Raw genomic sequence first — 18,730 nt, forward strand, 5'->3', positions numbered from 1 at the left:
GCAAAAAATGGTATGATAACAGAATTAGACCCTATAGCACCAATAACTTTTATGAATAGCAAAAAAGATCAGTTATTTTCAACACCAATTGATAAATTAGGCGATTGGACTTTTGATGAAAAAGTTGCCGAAGTCTTTCCCGATATGGTGCAACGCTCTGTTCCTGGTTATTCGAATATAATCTCAATGATAGGCATGTTGGCTGAAAGATTTGTTCAACCCAATTCAATGATATATGATTTGGGATGCTCGCTAGGCGCTGCATCACTTGCAATTCGTCGGAATATCAAACAAGAAAATTGCCATATCATTGCCGTTGATAATTCATTACCAATGGTAGAACGATGTAAAAAACACCTTGATGCCTATAAATCAACTACACCTGTTGATGTTATATGTGAAGATATTTGCAATATTAATATGCAAAATGCTTCAATGGTTGTCCTAAATTTTACCTTGCAATTTCTAACGCCAGACAATCGTCAACGTGTTTTAAATAATATCTACCAAGCATTAATCCCTAATGGCATATTAGTGCTATCTGAAAAATTTAGTTTTAATGATAAGAGTGTTGATGAATTATTATTTAACATGCACCATGACTTCAAACGAGCGAATGGTTACAGTGAACTAGAGATTAGCCAAAAACGGAATATGCTTGAAAACGTTATGCTTACCGATACTATTGAAACCCATAAACAGCGTCTTGCTAAAGCAGGATTTAAACATGTCGATACCTGGTTTCAATGTTTTAATTTCGGTTCCATCATTGCTATAAAATAACATCAGATTTAACCCAATTACAAAGGAATAACGAATGATTGATTTTGGTGATTTTTACCAAATTATCGCAAAAAATAAGCTTAAAAATTGGCTTGAAGTATTACCAGCACAACTAGCTAATTGGCAAAAGCAAAATTTAGATAACCGTTTTAGCCAATGGTTAAATAGCATTAAACACTTGCCAGCAATTATCCCTTTTCAAATCGACTTCTTACACAGCGTAACGGCTAAAACTGAGCAACCGTTATCTTCAGGGGAACAGCAAAGAATCACCCAATTATTGAAAACCATGATGCCATGGCGTAAAGGCCCTTTTCATCTTTATGGTGTGGATATTGATACAGAATGGCGTTCTGATTGGAAATGGGAACGACTAATTAATCACATTGAAAATTTAGTGGGCAAAACAGTTCTCGATGTTGGTTGTAATAGTGGTTATCACTTGTGGCGAATGGTTGGCGCAGGAGCTAAACTTGCCGTTGGTATTGATCCAATGGCGCTTTATTTATGCCAATTTGAAGCAGTAAGAAAACTATTAGGTAATGATCAACGAGCTCACTTACTACCCTTAGGAATTGAGGAACTGCCAAAATTAAATGCATTTGATACGGTTTTTTCAATGGGCGTATTATATCATCGCCGTTCGCCACTTGATCATCTTTACCAATTGAAAGATCAATTAGTTGATGGTGGACAATTAGTGCTTGAAACCCTGGTTATTGAGGGAGTCGAACACCAAGCATTAATGCCAGGTGAACGTTATGCTCAAATGCGAAATGTCTATTTCATCCCATCTGTCCCCACCATGATAAATTGGCTACATAAATGTGGTTTTAAAGAGATAAAAATGGTTGATATATCGAAAACCAGTTTAGATGAACAGCGCAAAACAGACTGGATGGAATCTGACTCATTAGCTGAGTTTCTTGATCCGAACAATTTGAACAAAACGATTGAAGGTTACCCTGCTCCAATACGAGCGGTGTTTGTTGCCCGAAAATAGTGCAATGAGCTTATCGTATTAATTAACATAAAAAACGGGCTTATGCCCGTTTTATTCTTAATTCTATAGATGATATTAATTATTCTTTATAATCATTTGAACTGGGTAGTGATCTGAATACTTATCAGTAAAATCATCTTTGAGTACCTTAACATCAATCACGTTATCTTTAAGTGGTGGTGAGACATAGATATAATCATAACGTAATGGTACTGATGCTTGATCATAAAAGACTTTAGTTGGTGCGGTTGAGATAAATTCTTTGTGTTTTATCTTTAATGCATCAATATAACCCGCATCAAGTAGATTTTGTTGAACGGTATAGCTTAATTGGCCATTTACCAGATTATCAAGAATTGGTCTTTTCTTCTGTTTTTCTTTTATATCTTCTAAAAGCGTGCTTTTATCATAATCAGGTTTATCTGCTGGAGAGAATGAATTCAAATCCCCCGCGATTATCCATTTACCATTAGGATCACGACTGTATTTAATTGAATCTATAATCAAATTAATTTCATCGATACGCTTAGCCGTCCAAAACGGGTTCATATGGGTTATCACAAAATGATAATTACCAACATCTGCAAACAGCGCTCCATGCCATAAATTATCGACCACTTTATTCACATTTACGATAGGATATTTTGAGGTAATGGCAACTGGGAAAAAAGCAGGATCATCTGGTGACTCTTTTAACAGAACAGCGTATTTGTGACCATAACTGGCTGCAAATTTTTCAAGTTTTTCTCGAGTAAAGAAATTCATCTCTTGCCAGGCAATGATATCGGCATCTTGCGCTTTTGCCCAATCAATATATTTCTGCTTGCCTTCGCTCTCATCTAACTTCATCCCGTTATAAACATTATAACTGATGATTTTAAGTTGCTTAACATCATCAATTGATGCGTAAGCACTTGAAGCACTAAAAATAATACCACCAATTAATGCTGCAATTTTCAATCTAGTTTTACTCATAAGATATTCCTTTATTTTATTAACTCACTATAAATATTATATTGATTCGATTTTAATCAAAATTCTTTTTATGATTTATGTGATTTAGGTCAATATTATTATCTACAATTCGTGCGATTCGAATTTTATTCAAGGAAGGAGCATGATCTGTGAATATAAAGATTGGATAATTGCGATTTTGAAACTTCAAAAACCCCGCTCCTCAACTTTTTTTATAATATAAATACAATTCAATAAATTCAGAATAACGGTTATTGATAAAATAAAAGGCATAATAAAAATATTATGCCTTTTATAATTATTGTAGTGATAAATTACACAATGACTAAAATTTATTTGATAATATAGATATTAGTATCTTGGGTAAAATTTAAAAATTTTTCAAATGGGCCATATGCTTGGTAATAAGTCATATTTGGATCTATTTCTTTAGGACAAAGTTCATCAGATTTTCTTAAAGAATTTATGCCTTCCTCTCCACCTAATTTTTTATACTTACTAGCAAAGTCATCACCATTTAAAGTGAAAAGTTGTTTCCAATTATCTAATGTGTCTGCTAAATATTTTTTACCAGCATCACATTCAATTCCACCCAAATTAATTTTAGGGAATACGTATTGCTCAATCTCAGCAAATTTTACTGGTTTATTAGGAAAACTTACTTCAAATCCTGTCTCTGGATCTTCATTGGATTCAAAAAATTCATTTTTTAATAAGGTGATATAATCTTTTTCACGATAGACTTTAATTCTAGGAAGTTGGATATCTTTTTTGGTTTTAAATTTTTTAGGAAGTTCATTAGGGGCTTCCTGGTTGATTGAATAGTCCCAAGTATTATCTTCCCTTTCGATAAAAACATCATTTATCACTTTAACAGGTAGTTCAACTTCTTCTTCTACACCATTTATAATAATGGAGACTTTTCGTAAAGATTTTTCATATAACTTATCATAATCTTCGTCACTGGTATTTTCAGTAGCGTAGATATAGGTATGAAACATATAGTTGCTTTGTGTAGGATTAATAAAACCATCATTAGGAAACCTAGCTGGTTTAACGATAAAATCGAGCGACTCATTGTTATAAGCTAAATTATGCTTACCATATTCAAAAGTATAGGTAGTGTTAGAGTTAGCCGGAATAGCGAGTTCTTTACCATCAATGGCTACTACAATTTCATTATCAGTGGGATTATCAATCATACGAACAACTGACTTAGGTTCATCGGAACAGCTACAAAGCATAACGCCACAGACAATTAAAATGGGTAATTGAATTTTTTTCATCACATTCATTTATATTCATAATTGGGGAGATAACAATTTTATCATGGTGAAAAATCAAAATAAATGAATTATTTATCTTTAAATTGCTTTACAAAATAGTTTTTGATCAAATCAAAGTTTGAAAGCAGTTATATAAAATATGAAAAATATCCTAATAGTAATTAGGATATCTTGGAAAGATTTACTGCTGTGGCCAAATAAAGCGACCTTTAGCGTCAGGATCTTCATTAATAAATTTTCTAAGCTGATCTGATTGATAAAGTTTTTTTACATCTTGCGCCCATTTGGTATTTAAGTTTTCTTTCTTAACTACGACCATTAATTCAAGATTCGGAGTTAACTTTTCTTGAACTAAAACATTATCTGCAGGAATATGACTTAACCATGCTATTCCCCCAGGCATTATGGCATAATCAACTTCATTAAGGGTTCTAGGAATAATTTCAGATAATATTGCTTTAAATTTTAAATTATACTTATTTTCTGCAATATCATTTAAATCTAACGTTCCTGCTTCACTTTCAGGTTTTAAGGTGATCCAATTCAAACTTTGTAATAATTGTAATGAACGAGCTTTATTTGATGGGTCATTTGGAATAAGAATTGTCTGTCCATCAGCAATTTCATTTATTGAATGATGTTTTTGTGAAAAAAGCGCCGCGGATATTGAAGGAATATGAACTAAAGAAACAAGATCACTCTTAGTTTCTTTATTATATACATCTAAATAAGATTGATGTTGAGCGGCATTGAGATCGATACTTCCTTCAACTAAAGCGGTATTTGAATCCCTTAATGAACTGAAATTTACCATCTTAACTTTATAACCTTCTTGTTCTAAAGCAGGTTTTACGACTTTTTCCATCATTATATTATGCATACTTGGCGGCAAACCAACTACGATTTCTTTCTTCTCTTGTTGATTGTTTTTAGCTGAATCAGACTTGTTGTCACAGCCAATTAATGTAAATCCTAATAATATAAACAAGTAAATATATTTTTTCATTATCACTCCCTATTAAGATAAATTAGTCGAACATATTCTGATACGACTATTGAGTCATTATAGACGGTGAATAACTATTGGGATAATACGAAAAAATTATATCTATATTCAAATTGGAAATATGTGAAATAAGATTAAAATATCGCTAAGAAAATAGGATATCAATAAATTAGTTAAACTAGTATCCTTAATATTATTAAGCTTTTTAGTTCAATGTCCTTATTATATTAAAAAAATAATGGTATCCTTAGGATTAGGACCAGATTTTAAACATAAGGATCATAATGAAAAAAACTATCATTTGCTTTTTATCATTTTTGATAATTGGCTGTAACCCAAAGAGTGATAATGAGCAAGCTATTAATAATAATTACTTATTTTTTCAAGCTCCTGAACTTAAACCATTTTCCAAACCAATAAAAAAACAAATACTATCTGGTAGCATAAACCAAGAGTTTACTATAAATCAGCAAGGTTTTATTACCTCTGTTGTTTCACCCGAAATTAAACCTACTTTTAATCAATCATCAGATAAAGAATTTCCAGTCAAAATAGATATTGATTACCAAAAATCCTTAATGATTTTCTCGCAACAAGATCAATTTCTTTTAGAATTTTATATAAAATTTGATAATGACAAGAATATGACCGAAATTCATGAAGCAAAACTACCTATTGCTTGGTATGCTAATTATGATGAGCAAAAAAGATTGATTAAGCTTACAAAAAAAACTGATCCCAATCTTATTACCTTCGTATCAACATTTCTTTATGACCAAAATAATTTGAAAAAAATCATTGAAGAAACCACAATTAAAGAAAATGATGAAACAAAACTAATGTCAAAAAATGAAGTGGAATATTTTTATAATAATAATCATCAAATTGATAAAAAAATAATTTATTTAGATGATTATATAACAAAAAATAACCAAAAATTAGAATGCCAATTTTATGATTTTAATCAATTTGGTGATTGGACGAAATATTATTGCTTAAAGCCTAATGAAAATTTCAGTTTCTTTGTTTTACGTGAAATTGAATATTAACCTTTAAGTAAATAAATAGGAGTATAATAATGAAAATCAAAATAATTCTTCTTATAAGTTTAGCGCTATTTGGATGTAAAGATAATCATACACCCAATATAGCCGTTGAAAATAGCTATTTAATTCATGCTGGTATAGATTTAGCCCCCTATTCCATTCCAATTAAAGAACAGTCAATAAAAGGGGATAATCCTGTAACTTTAACGGCAAATACCGATGGACTCATTGAATCAATGACTTTAGATTATTATAAATTTGTTATTGATTATAAAAATGGGAAATATACTTATGAATCTGAAAATAAGAACCTGAATCTTGATATCAAGTTTGATCAAGAAAAAAATATTCTTTCTTATCAGGATGCTAAAAAAAATAATAAATTATTGGTAGGTTATGATTCTAATGGGCGAATAATAAAAATTGAAGATTCAACCTATGACTTGGATTTCATTAGTCAAGTTTATTATGAAAACGATTTAGTCTCTAAAAGGGTTGTAGAAATTTTTCAAAAATACGATGAAACTGACAGTTTCATCGTTGTTTTAAGAGAATATAAATATTTTTATAATGATAAAAAACAATTGAGTAAAAGAATTCAATACGACTACAAAATTGAATTTGGCAAAATTGTACTCGATGAAAACAATCAAAGAATAGCTGAGATGAAGGAAGAGTGTTCTTATGGTGATTATAATCAGCACGGCGATTGGACTAAAGAATATTGTTTAGGTCCAAATAAAGTGACGACGCATTTTTATTTACGAAATTTGGAATACTTTTGATTAAATTGATAAAAAAAGTCATTTAAATATTATTTAAAATCAATTTATTATTTAACCCTCGATATTTCAAATATAATATCGAGGATTAGTGAGCTGTAAAAAACAGTTAAAAAACAATACTTTTAGATTGCTCCCATAATAACATGGGGGATATAAAGTTCCTCAAGATAAGCACTATCATCTTTAGTTAATGAAACTTTTAACGCGCCGACTGCATCATCCAAATATTGCGTTTTGGTTGCACCAATGATAGGTGATGCAACGCCTTTAGCAAATTGCCATGCTAGCGCAACTTGCGTCATGGTTACACCATATTTTTGTGCGATATCATTTACTCTTACAACAATTTCTCTATCTATTTGTTGCGTACTATCATATTTGGCAATAGCAACTTTATCAGTTTTACTTCGCAACGTATCGGTTTTCCATTCTAATCGGGAAAGTCTACCAGCCGCTAATGGGCTATAAGGAGTTAATGAAACATGGAATTGCTTACAGATCGGAATTAACTCTCTTTCATCTTCGCGATACAATAAATTATAGTGATTTTGCATTGAAACAAATTGAGTCCAACCATTTTGCTTAGCTGCCAGCTGCATATTATAAAATTGATAACCATACATTGCCGATGCACCTAATGCTCGGACTTTACCTATCTCGACCAAATGATGTAATGCCGCCATGGTCTCTTCAATCGGTGTACTGTAATCAAAACGATGAATTATGTATAAATCGACGTAATCGGTACCCAATCGTTTAAGCGATCCATCAATTTCTTTTTCAATAGCTGTTTTAGACAGGTGTCCTTCGTTAAAATAGACTTTAGTGGCCAAAACGACTTTATCTCTAGCGATATTTCGTTTCAATGCTCTTCCAACATATTCCTCGCTAGTTCCACTTGAATAAGTATTAGCTGTATCAATAAAATTAATACCTAGATCTAAAGCATGTTTAATGATGGCTTCACTTTGGTCGGGATTAAGTGTCCAGTCATGCATTTTACTGGCAGGATCACCAAAACTCATACATCCTAAGCAAAACCTGGAGACCTCAATATCAGAAGTACCTAATTTTATATAATCCATACAATAACTCCTCAGTATGTCAGAATCGTTTAAATAATTTAATAAATTGATAAAAAGTCAATTTTGATAATATTATTTTAGAGATAACTTTTATTGAGATAAACAGGGTATTCATTTATAGTATCATGAATTAAATTCATTAATTTTATATATTATGCATAACTATAATGAACTCAATTACTTTATTACTATCGCTGAAGCAAAAAGCTTTATTGGAGCAGCTAAATCTTTGGGAGTTTCCTCTTCCGCATTAAGCCATAGTATGAGGAATTTAGAAACTCGATTAAATCTCAGGCTATTTAATCGTACAACTCGAAGTCTTTCACTAACTGAAGCTGGTGAACAACTTTATAAACAACTAGCGCCTCTATTTAAACAGATAAATGAAGAAGTTAACGCACTTGGCGATTATTTAGATACGCCATCAGGTACAATTAGGATCAACGCATCAAATATTGCGATTGAAAACTTTATATATCCTAAATTAAGTCAATTTTCCTTACGCTATCCACAAATTAAGATTGAAATTGAATGTGACAATAATCTAGTCGATATCGTTAAAGATGGTTTTGATATGGGTTGTAGAATTGGGAATGACCTTGCTAAAGAAATGGTTGCTGTAAAAATATCAGATCCTTTGCGAATGGTCCTAGTTGCTAGTCCTGATTATCTAAAGCAGAGAAAAGAGCCTAAACAGATAAGTGATTTAGATCAACATCTTTTAATTGGCAAAAAAGTTTCAAGCCAACATGGAATGGAAACAATTTGGGAATTTACTAATAGTGGTAATATTATTCAATATCACCCCTCTACTCACTTCTCCATCAATAATCATTTAAGAAAACAGGCGATACTTGATGGCTTAGGTATTTGTTGGATTGGTTATCCTGATGTAAAAAATGAATTAGCAACTGGAAGACTTATAGAATTATTAAGCGACTATTCAATTACCTATGAGCCATTTTATATCTATTATCCAAGCCGTAAAGGCCATTCAAATGTTTTTAAACTTGTTTTAGATGCATTGAAATCTTAATTAGATTAATCTTTATATTTTAAAAAGGCAGTAATACTGCCTTTTTAATTTTCCAAAATGGCCTATCAATTTTTTAATAAACTATATTGATGATTAACTTCGTCAATTGCTTTGCGAAGATCTTCTTGAAACTGTGGGATAGTTTGTAATTTTGAGTATTCCACTGCCCCAACCATTCTACCGGCATTTACGTCGGTCTGCCAATGGGCCCCACAAATCATTCTGCTTTGACCAAATTCATAGCCTCGTTTGATTAACGCTTCAGCATGTGAAGGTGAAATTTGAGCTAGAACTAAAGCTAATGTCCAACCATAAGCGGTATGACCTGATGGAAATGAACCATTTTGACGTAATCGTTCTTCTTCATCAACAGGCTGGCAAGAGTGATTACCAAAATAGACAAAAGGACGTTTTCGCATATAAAACTCTTTAGCCGTTTTAGTGGCATTATCAGCAGAATCAACCAATAAATCACCAAACATTTTATATAAAATGGGTGTTGTTTCGGGTGATATTGTAATACCTAAAGGTTCAGAAAAAATTTCAGCTACATTTGCCGTATGCAAATCAGCATCCTTTGTTGCTTGTTTCCAACGATCAGTATCTTTAAGATTATAACCATGTAAATAGGCAATCTTATCTGCTTCAAATTCAGGCGTACCTTCTTGAGGATAAATAGGCAAGTATTCTTTACTACTAACAGCTTGATCGGCAGTATGATATGTAACCCCAACTTCATGACCAAGAAAGTCTTCGGTTGACCCTTTTTGAAAAGCAAATAATGATGAAGAAAATATTAAAGAACAGTAGAGTGTTGAAATGAAAATTGTCAATTTTCTAACATTTATTTTTTCTGCCATATTTTGCTCCTATTACCAGATTAATGATTAAACAGGCTTACTTCGGAGAACTTGGAAAAATTTTGATGATAATAATAACTTTATTTAGTATTAATTTTTTAGGATTTGGGTGAGCAATTGAAATATGATCTATTATTGGTGCCAGTGGTCGGACTCGAACCGACACGCTTTTAAGGGCGGCGGATTTTGAATCCGCTGCGTCTACCAATTTCGCCACACTGGCATCTGAAGTGTAAATAAGTAAACGTTGGCAATTATACTAAGCTTTGTGATATCTGCAACAGATATTATTATAAACGCAGTTAGTTGCCTAAAATTTCTACTACCATTTACGTTTCCAAGCAGGTAATTTTTTTAAAATAGTATAAGCGGTCTCTTTTGCCACTAAATAATCAACATTATGGTTATTTGAATATTTAAGAGTAACTTCTTGCCATTTTTCATCAAATGTTTTCATTGAACCATCTGAATGAGCGCAATGTTTACAGTAGTTTTTCGACAAATCATGTAAAGGATAATCAGCAATAGCTGTCATTGGCATACCACAAGCAATACACATTTTCATATTTTAAATTCCAATTAATTTGCAGGTAATTAAAATAAATCGACTTAACCTGAATAAAAATGCTACTCCGAGTTTAGATTGAATACAAGATATATAAGAATGGCTATTTTTTATTAGAAAGTGAAATCGATTTGTGCAGTATTTATTTGATTATTATTTTGTTGTTGTAATAATTGATAGCGGCGTCTTAATGCCCTTTGCTTACATAATCGCAAAATTTCTTGTTTTTGAACATCTGAAAATTTTAACCAATTGAATCTTTCCTCCCTGGAACGAAAGCATTTGATGCAATAACCTTGCTTATCTGTCTCACATACTCGTCTACATGGGCTTTGTATGTCAAAAAATTCAATTTGATCCAATCTATCTCTTCCTATGAAGATCAACAACTATTAAAGCTCTTTTAAGCCTAATCCTTTACTTAATATTTTAAAACAATCATCACAATCATGTGTTGCCGCTTCAAGCAAAGTTTGTGTTGGTGCATGAATCAATTTATTAGTCAATTTATGTGAAAACTCAAAAAATACATCATCAATATTGGCACCTTGTTTAATTGCTTTTAACGCTTTTAATTCTAATTCACGCTTAATAACTTGTGCATTCTGGCGATATTGCTTTACATATTCAACAGCATGTCTGGTTTTTAGCCAATCGATATACAACTCAGCTTGCTCATGAATAATATATTCAGCTTCATTGGCGGCAATAATCCGTTGTTCTAGATTGTTCTGAACGGTTTGTTGCAGATCATCAACAGTATAAAGATAAACATTTTCTAGTTGACTAATTTCTGACTCAACATCACGAGGAACGGCTAAATCGATAAATAACATTGGATTATTATTTCGTTCATGTAGTGTCCGTTCAACCATCCCTTTGCCAATAATAGGTAAAGGACTAGCAGTTGAACTAATGACAATATCAACCTCTTTGAGTCGATTAGCAATATCAGGTAAAGAGATGATCTCAGCATCAATAATAGATGCTAATTTTAGCGCTTTATCTCTTGTTCGATTAGCAACAATAACATGTTTGAATCCATGAGGCTTTAAGTAGCGAGAAATAAGCTCAATGGTCTCACCTGCTCCCACTAGCATTACACTTAACTCAGACACATCAGAGAAAAGATCACGCGCAACTAAGCACGCCGCGTAAGCTACCGAAGCGGTATTTGCTCCAATATTAGTTTCAGTCCGAACAATTTTGGCTACATGAAAGATAGATTGAAAGAGTTTTTCAAGCTGAACTGACAAACAATTATTTTGTTGAGCAAAATTATAAGCTTGTTTTACTTGGCCAAGAATTTGAGGCTCACCAATAATTAACGAATCAATACCACAAGCAACAGACATAAGATGTTCGACAGCTTTCTGGCCTTCATAGCAATATAGTGACTTATTAAAAACATCCAAATCAACGTGATGAAATTGTCCTAACCAATTTTCAACAGATTGCTTTACTCGAAAAAAATCTGCCTCATCCTCATAACTTAGGTAAATTTCTGTGCGATTACAAGTTGATAAAATGACGCACCCAGTAATTAAAGGATGCTGATATAGACTGTATAATGCCTTATCAATAATCTCATTAGAAAAAGCAATTTTTTCTCTTAAAGCGACTGACGCACTTTTATGGTTTACACCCAATACTGTAATAGACATTGCATTGATTCTTTTATAATAGTTTATAAAGCGTCTAAATTTAAATATTATAGCTAAAAAAATAATAAAGGTTAATTACAGTTACTTTTTCTTATTCGCAAAATTATCAGCTATAATATGCCCTACTTTTGACCATAACTACTTAAGAGTTATTTTATGACAAAAATCAAATTTGCGTTACTTTTTATATTGCCATTAATGATTACTGCATGTCAAACAACAAAATACCAATCTAATGCATCAATCGAGCAACAATGGCAAAGCCATAAACAGATACTTGAACAAATTAATTCTTTTAAGGTTAATGGTAGTATTGCTCATACTGGAACAAAAACGAAAAACTATGGTCGTTTCCTTATTATTCAACAATCACAAGATCATTATGAGGTCAAATTAACGACACCTGTAGGCACCAATATTTTAACACTAAAGTCGGAACCAAACTATGCCGAATTAGTGGATAAAAATGGTGGACGTTATAATGATGTTAATATTGAAAGATTAATGAAAAAAGTTTCTAACATCAACATTCCTCTTAACTCTTTACATAATTGGTTAAAAGGATTTTCTGATGATAACCAAACAGATAAATTAGATAACTCAGGTAGGCTTGCATCAACATCTTTTATGCAAAATAACAATAAATGGACATTAAAGATTTTGAGCTATGCAACTTATACTTTCAAAAATAAAAAAGTTGATTTACCCGCCATCATTGAACTTTCACATGATGATGAACTTATTCGCTTAAAAATTAGCAACTGGACGTTAAACTAACGGAACAGAATATGAAACATTGGTTATCGCCAGCTAAATTAAATTTATTTTTATACATTACTGGACGTCGTCCAGACAATTATCACAATTTACAGACCTTATTCCAGTTTATTGATGTTTGCGATAAACTGACTTTTAATGTTCGCAATGATGGTAAAATAAGATTATTAACTCAATTTGAACAAGTCCCTGAAGATAAAAATCTAATCACTATTGCAGCTCAGCGGTTAAAATCCTATGCAAATAATAGTGAACTCGGTGTGGATATTGCTATAGAGAAAATGATCCCAATGGGAGGAGGACTTGGCGGTGCGTCTTCCAATGCTGCAACAGTTCTTGTTGCTTTAAACCAATTATGGAATTTAAATATTGAGCAACAAACTTTAATAACAATAGGCCGTTCAATTGGAGCCGATGTGCCTATTTTCATTTATGGTCACTCAGCATTTGCTGAAGGTATCGGCGATCAGTTTCAACAAGTTGATATTCCTCAATATTGGTATTTAGTTAGTTGTCCTAATATTGAAATTTCAACAGTTAAAGTATTTAACGATCCTAAATTACAGCGTGACACACCTAAACGAACTATTGAACAATTAATGTCAATTCCTTTTGATAAATTTACTAACGATTGTGAACCTATTGTGCGTGAACGTTATCCTCAAGTCGATCAGCTTATATCGTATTTATCCCAATTTGCTCCAACAAGGCTAACTGGGACAGGAGCATGTGTTTTCACTCGTTGTGATTCTAAAGAACAAGCATTGTCGATACAAAATGAGCTGAAATCCCTCTCAGTCAAAAACTTTATAACTAAATCACTAAACTTATCACCGCTGTATGCAGATTAATTAATTTTGTTTAACATGATTAACCATATAAATATAACTAATTTATATGGTTAATCACCATAAAATCGAAAAAGTCCCAACCTTAGTGTATAGCATCATTTGGTATAACAAAAAGATGATGATCATAATACTCAACGCAATAAAGCCCTTCAAAACTTTTATAACCTTGATCAGCTAACGAGGATTTTAACCATTTTTCATCCTTACCTAGTTGCTCTAAAACATTATCAACGGGTTGTTCGTTTTCTAATACAATGACGGATATGTCCTTATCCCCTTTTTTAACTATTGATAATTGCCCATTAGGCTCCAAAATAGCTTTTTCAACACAATGAATGTTGAAAACATTCTTCATTCTGAGTAGTACTGCAAAACTAGCCAAATCTAAATTAATCGAGGTGAAAGCATCCAATTTTAATTTTCCATGATCCATTAATATAATTGGATTACCAACAATAAAGGCTTTAGCATTTTGACTTCGTTTTTTTAAATAATTAGAGGTATACATGATTGCTGTCCACATCAATAAGACAACAATAAAATCATATATGGTCAATTTAGGATTATAGATAATTCCACCTGCAATCCCACCTAATATCATATTCCCTATAAAATCAATGCTCGACATTTGCGACAGTGAAGTTTTACCTGTTATTTTTAGAAATAAAACAATACATATAAAAACAACCAATAACTTTAAAGCAATAATAATAAAATCCAGATAGTTAAGCATAGTACTCTCCAAATGTTAAAGACCTAAGCTAGTAAAACAATAAATATTAAAGTTAATACTGAAAACCTATAAAATTTTAGAAGAGATTTTAATAAATTAGAAAATTTGATTATATAAATCGTGAGTAATTCAGTGACGCTTTAATATTAGATTGATATTGATTAATTTATCAATCTATTTTTTTCATATTGATAAAAAATATAATAAAAGATTAAATAAAAATAGTTATCAATTTTGCGAAACAAAAGCTTTTTTTTATGAGCTTGCTCCATCATTTAACAGTTCAAAATTAAGATATAAAATGCTTAATCAAAAAGAAATTTATTACAAAGCGTTACTTGAAAAAGATGAAAGTTATGTTGGAGTTTTCTATTCTGGAGTTAAAACCACTTCAGTTTTTTGTATTGCTACTTGCCGAGCCAGAAAACCAAAATTTGAAAATGTTGAATTTTTCTCTTCATTCAAATCAGCGCTTGATGCGGGTTATCGACCTTGCAAAATATGTAGACCCACTGAAAACGCTGCACCTGACGAAATAATTAAAGCAATATTATTAATTAGCAATACTCCTAAAAATAAGATTACCGATTATCAATTAAGACAAAATCAATTAAGCCCTGAAATCATTCGCAGATGGTTCAAAAAACACTATGGGATCACCTTCCATGCTTATCAACTAATGTATCGAATTAACAATGCTTTCCAAGAATTAAAATAAGGAAAAAATGTGATTAATACTGCAATGGATAGTGGCTACAACTCCTTAAGTGGATTTGGTTACACCTACAAAAAAATCATGAAAAAATCACCTTCAACTAGCAATCAACAAGACATCATTTTAATTGACCGTTTTACTACCCCTCTCGGCCCAATGTTTGTTTGCGCAACTAGTCTAGGAGTTTGTCTATTAGAATTTGTAGATCGAAGAATGCTAGAAACCGAATTTGAACAACTACAATCTCTACTTAAAATGAAGATTATTTTTGGTGAAAATAAACATATTAAACAAACTAAAGTTCAAATTGCCGAATATTTTAAGGGAACAAGAAAAGATTTTACCATTGCCTTACATATCCCAGGTACGTTATTTCAACAAACCGTTTGGGATTGCTTAAAGCAAATTCCTTATGGTGAATTAACCACCTATAAAAAACAAGCGCAAAAGATTAATAAACCACAAGCAATCCGAGCCGTAGCCAGCGCAAATGGTTATAACCGAGTTGCGATCATTATACCTTGCCATCGAGTAATCGGAACAAATGGCGAACTTATTGGCTATGGTGGTGGATTAGAAAGAAAAAAATGGTTAATTGAACATGAAAATAGAATCATAAAATCAGATACACACTCAAATTAATAACTATTTTTATCTAAAAAATAGATTAATTTAACAAAGTTAAAAGAGTATATTAAAAGGATTGATGAGAACAGCAGGATTGAGGATTCTTAACCATGAAAATAATAGTTTCCTTCAAGTTTTATCGGGTCTTGGCTAATATATAAGCTGGTTGCAGAATTATAATATCGTAACTAATTATGATAAAGCCCCGTTTCATGTTCCAATGTTATTATTTAATTATTAACTTTCATCTTCTATTTCCTCTAAAAATATATCCTGTAGATTTCCATTAAGTTTTTTTCCTTTATATGAAAATTGGAAATCTTCCTCTTGCCCTTTCAGATAACTGACACCGTCAATAATACCTAATAAATTAGAAATTGTATCTGTAATTGATAATTTTAAAAAAGATATAAATTTATCTTTGTCTTTTACATCTAACTTATTATAAAGAGATACTCCATATTTCCATTCCCCTTCAGGTAATTCATCTTGTTTATTATCCAAATTACTCAAATTAACTTTATACTGATCTAAATTATTTTTCAATACTTCTAAAATTATATTATTTACAAATTCTACATCGTTCATATTTATTTTCATCTTATTTCAGGCTTTTTTAAACGCTTCAGTTTACATCTCTTTAAACGCTATGAGTTCTTTTAGCTTTGAATTTGGAATATCTGGATATACTCTTTTAAGTTCCCTAATGTCTCTAGCTAATAAATTTTTGCCGTATTAATTCCTTTTATACTCCTTTAAACTACAGTGTTTGTTATAAGATTTTTTATTGTATAACCCTGCTTTAGGGACTAATTTTTAGCTGGTGCTTTTTCTAAATCGTATTTAGGTATAAATTTACTCATTAATCCTCAAGAATTCTTAACTAATTTACCAAATCTTATTGATTCCTGATGACAAGAATTTAGGTTTTATGCTTAACTCTATTTGTATTATCGAGTAAACAGACCTTTTAGCGGAAACGGAGTGTAAAGGGCTTACGCTCTGCCATTCTACGTTAGATTTTTATAACCTTTTTTTGCTTGTTAAATCCTTACTCCCTAATTCGGAATGAGAACTTTTAGACCAGTTGAATAATATTCTAAATTTAAAAAGCCGACTCATTGAGTAGGCTTTTTTATTTAGTTATTAATGTATTATCTAATTTTCTAAAATAATTTCTCTAATTTCAAAACCAATAATATTATTTTCTTTTAATGCATAAATTAGGTCTTCTGAAAAAAACATACCTTTTCCTTGTATATTAATAATATCATAATGATACTTATTAAGTAGAAATAGATTCAATGCTACTAGATTAAAATTTATCTCGTTATAATCTTGATAACTTTTGAAGTTAACTTTTTCATTTCTTTGTGTGTCATAAAAAATGGATTTTTTTAAATCTATTTCGGTATCAGGGATCATCGGAAAACCTATCAAATAAAATTTATCATTTTCCCATCCTTCAATACTTATATTAATTTTATTTAATAATGATGGGATTTTATACATTTTAATTACATCATAAGCCTTTTCTGAAATTATATAATTTAATCCAAATTCATAAGGCAAATAACTTATAAAATCTGTTCTTTTTATTTTTTTTCGCGTTGGATAATATTTTATTGAAGATATTTGTTCCTCATTAATAGATTTGAAAGTTTTTAAAAAAACTCTGTCTCTATTATTTAAATTCTCATCAATATATTTGTTAAATTTATTTTTTTCCTCTTTAGAGATGAAAGATTTATTTTCTTTTAATTTTAATTGTGCTCCACCATTATTAATTCCAGTAATTACTGGATCATAAGAAACATCGAATTTTTTATATTTCATTTTTTTCTATATTATTTAAATTTTGTGCTTTTTTAGATACATTTTGTATATAACAACTACCATTCTAAATTTTTTCTAAATTCCTTAAATATCTGATTGAGTATAATATGATGTAAATCCAACCCCAGAGGATCAACCATCGTATTCGAATCATACACATTTGCATAAAAATTTGGGTTGTATCCTTCAAGTTTTATCGGGTCTTCGCTTATATAAGTTCCTGTATTACTGTCGTAATATCGGAAGCGGTTATAATAAAGCCCCGTTTCAACATCCTCATACTGCCCTAATATTTACTAAGCCAACTTTTATGAGTTGGCTTTTATTTCAATATTGTTAATCAACAATTTCAAAATTTATATTTTCAGGAATTTCTGAATTAATGGAAAAATCATCTACTTTCTTTAATTCAAAGCCAAGCCCATAGTCTTCATCATCATTTACAGGTTCGTTATGTTTTATCCTTTTGTATCCATGTAGCGTAACAAGATATTTTCCTGAAGCAAAATTTATTTTTTGAGCTTCATAATAAAACGACTCTTTGCCTTCTACTTCATTTTTTGTAGTATAACCTAAAATATTTTAAGTAAATTTATTTATATCCCATGCATTAAGAACATCCATGCTACATATCCAAAGTTCATTTTCATTTATGTCTAAATTAAAAATCTCTTTTTCAGCTATTTTAGTCCAATTATTAGCTAAAAAATAAGTTTGTTTTTGATTTTCTAAAAAAAGTCAAAATAGAATTGATTAAAGGACATTGTATTTATAGGTAAGATAATTCCCTTTTCAAGAGTATCATCACTTAACAATTTATTTTTATTAAAAAAGTTAATTAATGATTTACTTTTTATCTTCTTTCTATTTTTTCTAAGGCTACTAATGGAGTAAGGTTCTTTTGTACAATTCGTCCATTTTTTCCTGGAAATTTTAAGACAACTTTTGCATCAATATCTTTATATGCCTCTTTTGCGGTTTTCATAAAATCATCTAAATTCCCAGTGAATTTACTACCCTGCCAAGGAATATCAGCCTCTAACAGTAATTTATGCATAATGTGCGGATGCTGCATCGATGCTTATTGTGTGAAATTA

Annotated in this window: 20 protein-coding genes, 1 tRNA gene and 1 pseudogene; 8 read left to right on the plus strand and 14 right to left on the minus strand. The window is 30.9% G+C overall.

Annotation, left to right across the window (positions count from 1 at the left end; genetic code table 11):
• Positions 1 to 12 precede the first annotated feature (12 nt).
• Positions 13 to 783 (plus strand): carboxy-S-adenosyl-L-methionine synthase CmoA, encoded by a 771-nt coding sequence (gene cmoA, locus J3U24_RS00180; protein WP_065734141.1) that lies wholly within the window; start codon positions 13 to 15, stop codon positions 781 to 783.
• Between the two features lie 34 nt (positions 784 to 817).
• Positions 818 to 1,786 (plus strand): tRNA 5-methoxyuridine(34)/uridine 5-oxyacetic acid(34) synthase CmoB, encoded by a 969-nt coding sequence (cmoB, locus tag J3U24_RS00185; protein WP_267336828.1) that lies wholly within the window; start codon positions 818 to 820, stop codon positions 1,784 to 1,786.
• Positions 1,787 to 1,861: 75 nt separating this feature from the next.
• Here cmoB and J3U24_RS00190 read toward each other — a convergent pair whose 3' ends face one another.
• The 3 genes from J3U24_RS00190 to J3U24_RS00200 all read right to left on the minus strand — a co-directional run bounded on the left by J3U24_RS00190 (position 1,862) and on the right by J3U24_RS00200 (position 5,053).
• Positions 1,862 to 2,761 carry an endonuclease/exonuclease/phosphatase family protein gene (locus J3U24_RS00190; RefSeq protein WP_220226057.1) on the minus strand — a complete coding sequence of 300 codons (900 nt, stop codon included), beginning with the start codon at positions 2,759 to 2,761 and terminating at the stop codon, positions 1,862 to 1,864.
• 332 nt (positions 2,762 to 3,093) lie between these two features.
• The gene (locus J3U24_RS00195) at positions 3,094 to 4,056 is read right to left on the minus strand and encodes a hypothetical protein (protein ID WP_267336829.1); all 963 of its coding nucleotides are present in this window, start codon (positions 4,054 to 4,056) and stop codon (positions 3,094 to 3,096) included.
• A gap of 172 nt (positions 4,057 to 4,228) precedes the next feature.
• Positions 4,229 to 5,053, minus strand: a complete 825-nt coding sequence (locus J3U24_RS00200) for a MetQ/NlpA family ABC transporter substrate-binding protein (protein WP_220226059.1) — start codon at positions 5,051 to 5,053, stop codon at positions 4,229 to 4,231.
• A gap of 284 nt (positions 5,054 to 5,337) precedes the next feature.
• Between J3U24_RS00200 and J3U24_RS00205 the strand changes: the two genes are divergently transcribed.
• Together J3U24_RS00205 and J3U24_RS00210 are read left to right on the plus strand one after the other, a co-directional pair.
• Positions 5,338 to 6,102: a hypothetical protein gene (locus tag J3U24_RS00205; protein WP_267336830.1), complete on the plus strand. Its 765-nt coding sequence runs from the start codon at positions 5,338 to 5,340 to the stop codon at positions 6,100 to 6,102.
• 29 nt (positions 6,103 to 6,131) lie between these two features.
• Entirely contained in the window at positions 6,132 to 6,884 is a 753-nt protein-coding gene (locus tag J3U24_RS00210; RefSeq protein WP_267336832.1) for a hypothetical protein, read from the plus strand.
• 122 nt (positions 6,885 to 7,006) lie between these two features.
• Here J3U24_RS00210 and J3U24_RS00215 read toward each other — a convergent pair whose 3' ends face one another.
• Entirely contained in the window at positions 7,007 to 7,969 is a 963-nt protein-coding gene (locus J3U24_RS00215) for an aldo/keto reductase (protein WP_267336834.1), read from the minus strand.
• Positions 7,970 to 8,123: 154 nt separating this feature from the next.
• Here J3U24_RS00215 and J3U24_RS00220 point away from each other — a divergent pair, with 154 nt between their 5' ends.
• Positions 8,124 to 9,005, plus strand: a complete 882-nt coding sequence (locus J3U24_RS00220) for a LysR family transcriptional regulator (RefSeq protein WP_065734148.1) — start codon at positions 8,124 to 8,126, stop codon at positions 9,003 to 9,005.
• Between the two features lie 65 nt (positions 9,006 to 9,070).
• Here the strand turns inward: J3U24_RS00220 and J3U24_RS00225 are convergent, their stop codons facing one another.
• The 5 genes from J3U24_RS00225 to hemA form a co-directional block, all read right to left on the minus strand.
• A complete protein-coding gene (locus J3U24_RS00225; RefSeq protein WP_267336836.1) occupies positions 9,071 to 9,865 on the minus strand; it encodes an acid phosphatase in 795 nt (264 codons plus the stop codon).
• A 136-nt stretch (positions 9,866 to 10,001) separates the two neighbouring features.
• Positions 10,002 to 10,088: transfer RNA gene (locus J3U24_RS00230), tRNA-Leu, on the minus strand.
• A gap of 99 nt (positions 10,089 to 10,187) precedes the next feature.
• A complete protein-coding gene (locus J3U24_RS00235) occupies positions 10,188 to 10,430 on the minus strand; it encodes a zinc ribbon domain-containing protein (RefSeq protein ID WP_065563429.1) in 243 nt (80 codons plus the stop codon).
• 113 nt (positions 10,431 to 10,543) lie between these two features.
• Positions 10,544 to 10,792: a DUF1289 domain-containing protein gene (locus J3U24_RS11540; RefSeq protein WP_065563430.1), complete on the minus strand. Its 249-nt coding sequence runs from the start codon at positions 10,790 to 10,792 to the stop codon at positions 10,544 to 10,546.
• A 30-nt stretch (positions 10,793 to 10,822) separates the two neighbouring features.
• On the minus strand, positions 10,823 to 12,094 hold the full coding sequence (hemA, locus tag J3U24_RS00240) for a glutamyl-tRNA reductase (protein ID WP_267336837.1): 1,272 nt from the start codon (positions 12,092 to 12,094) through the stop codon (positions 10,823 to 10,825).
• A 156-nt stretch (positions 12,095 to 12,250) separates the two neighbouring features.
• On the opposite strand from hemA, the gene lolB reads away from it, so the two are divergent.
• Both lolB and ispE read left to right on the plus strand, forming a co-directional pair.
• The gene (lolB, locus tag J3U24_RS00245) at positions 12,251 to 12,871 is read left to right on the plus strand and encodes a lipoprotein insertase outer membrane protein LolB (RefSeq protein ID WP_267336839.1); all 621 of its coding nucleotides are present in this window, start codon (positions 12,251 to 12,253) and stop codon (positions 12,869 to 12,871) included.
• Between the two features lie 11 nt (positions 12,872 to 12,882).
• On the plus strand, positions 12,883 to 13,722 hold the full coding sequence (gene ispE, locus J3U24_RS00250) for a 4-(cytidine 5'-diphospho)-2-C-methyl-D-erythritol kinase (RefSeq protein ID WP_267336840.1): 840 nt from the start codon (positions 12,883 to 12,885) through the stop codon (positions 13,720 to 13,722).
• A gap of 82 nt (positions 13,723 to 13,804) precedes the next feature.
• On the opposite strand, the gene J3U24_RS00255 is transcribed toward ispE, so the two are convergent.
• Positions 13,805 to 14,455, minus strand: a complete 651-nt coding sequence (locus J3U24_RS00255; protein ID WP_267336842.1) for a DUF421 domain-containing protein — start codon at positions 14,453 to 14,455, stop codon at positions 13,805 to 13,807.
• Between the two features lie 301 nt (positions 14,456 to 14,756).
• Between J3U24_RS00255 and J3U24_RS11545 the strand changes: the two are divergent.
• A pseudogene (locus J3U24_RS11545) lies at positions 14,757 to 15,812 on the plus strand (bifunctional transcriptional activator/DNA repair enzyme AdaA).
• Positions 15,813 to 16,034: 222 nt separating this feature from the next.
• Here J3U24_RS11545 and J3U24_RS00270 read toward each other — a convergent pair.
• The 4 genes from J3U24_RS00270 to J3U24_RS00285 form a co-directional block, all read right to left on the minus strand.
• Positions 16,035 to 16,385 (minus strand): hypothetical protein, encoded by a 351-nt coding sequence (locus tag J3U24_RS00270; RefSeq protein ID WP_267336846.1) that lies wholly within the window; start codon positions 16,383 to 16,385, stop codon positions 16,035 to 16,037.
• A 570-nt stretch (positions 16,386 to 16,955) separates the two neighbouring features.
• On the minus strand, positions 16,956 to 17,633 hold the full coding sequence (locus J3U24_RS00275; protein ID WP_267336847.1) for a hypothetical protein: 678 nt from the start codon (positions 17,631 to 17,633) through the stop codon (positions 16,956 to 16,958).
• 56 nt (positions 17,634 to 17,689) lie between these two features.
• A complete protein-coding gene (locus J3U24_RS00280) occupies positions 17,690 to 17,926 on the minus strand; it encodes an RHS repeat-associated core domain-containing protein (protein ID WP_267337021.1) in 237 nt (78 codons plus the stop codon).
• A gap of 560 nt (positions 17,927 to 18,486) precedes the next feature.
• Entirely contained in the window at positions 18,487 to 18,690 is a 204-nt protein-coding gene (locus J3U24_RS00285; RefSeq protein WP_267336848.1) for a hypothetical protein, read from the minus strand.
• Between the last annotated feature and the right edge of the window lie 40 nt (positions 18,691 to 18,730).

This window comes from Gilliamella sp. B2785, from assembly GCF_026537005.1.
GTDB lineage: Bacteria > Pseudomonadota > Gammaproteobacteria > Enterobacterales > Orbaceae > Gilliamella > Gilliamella apicola_E.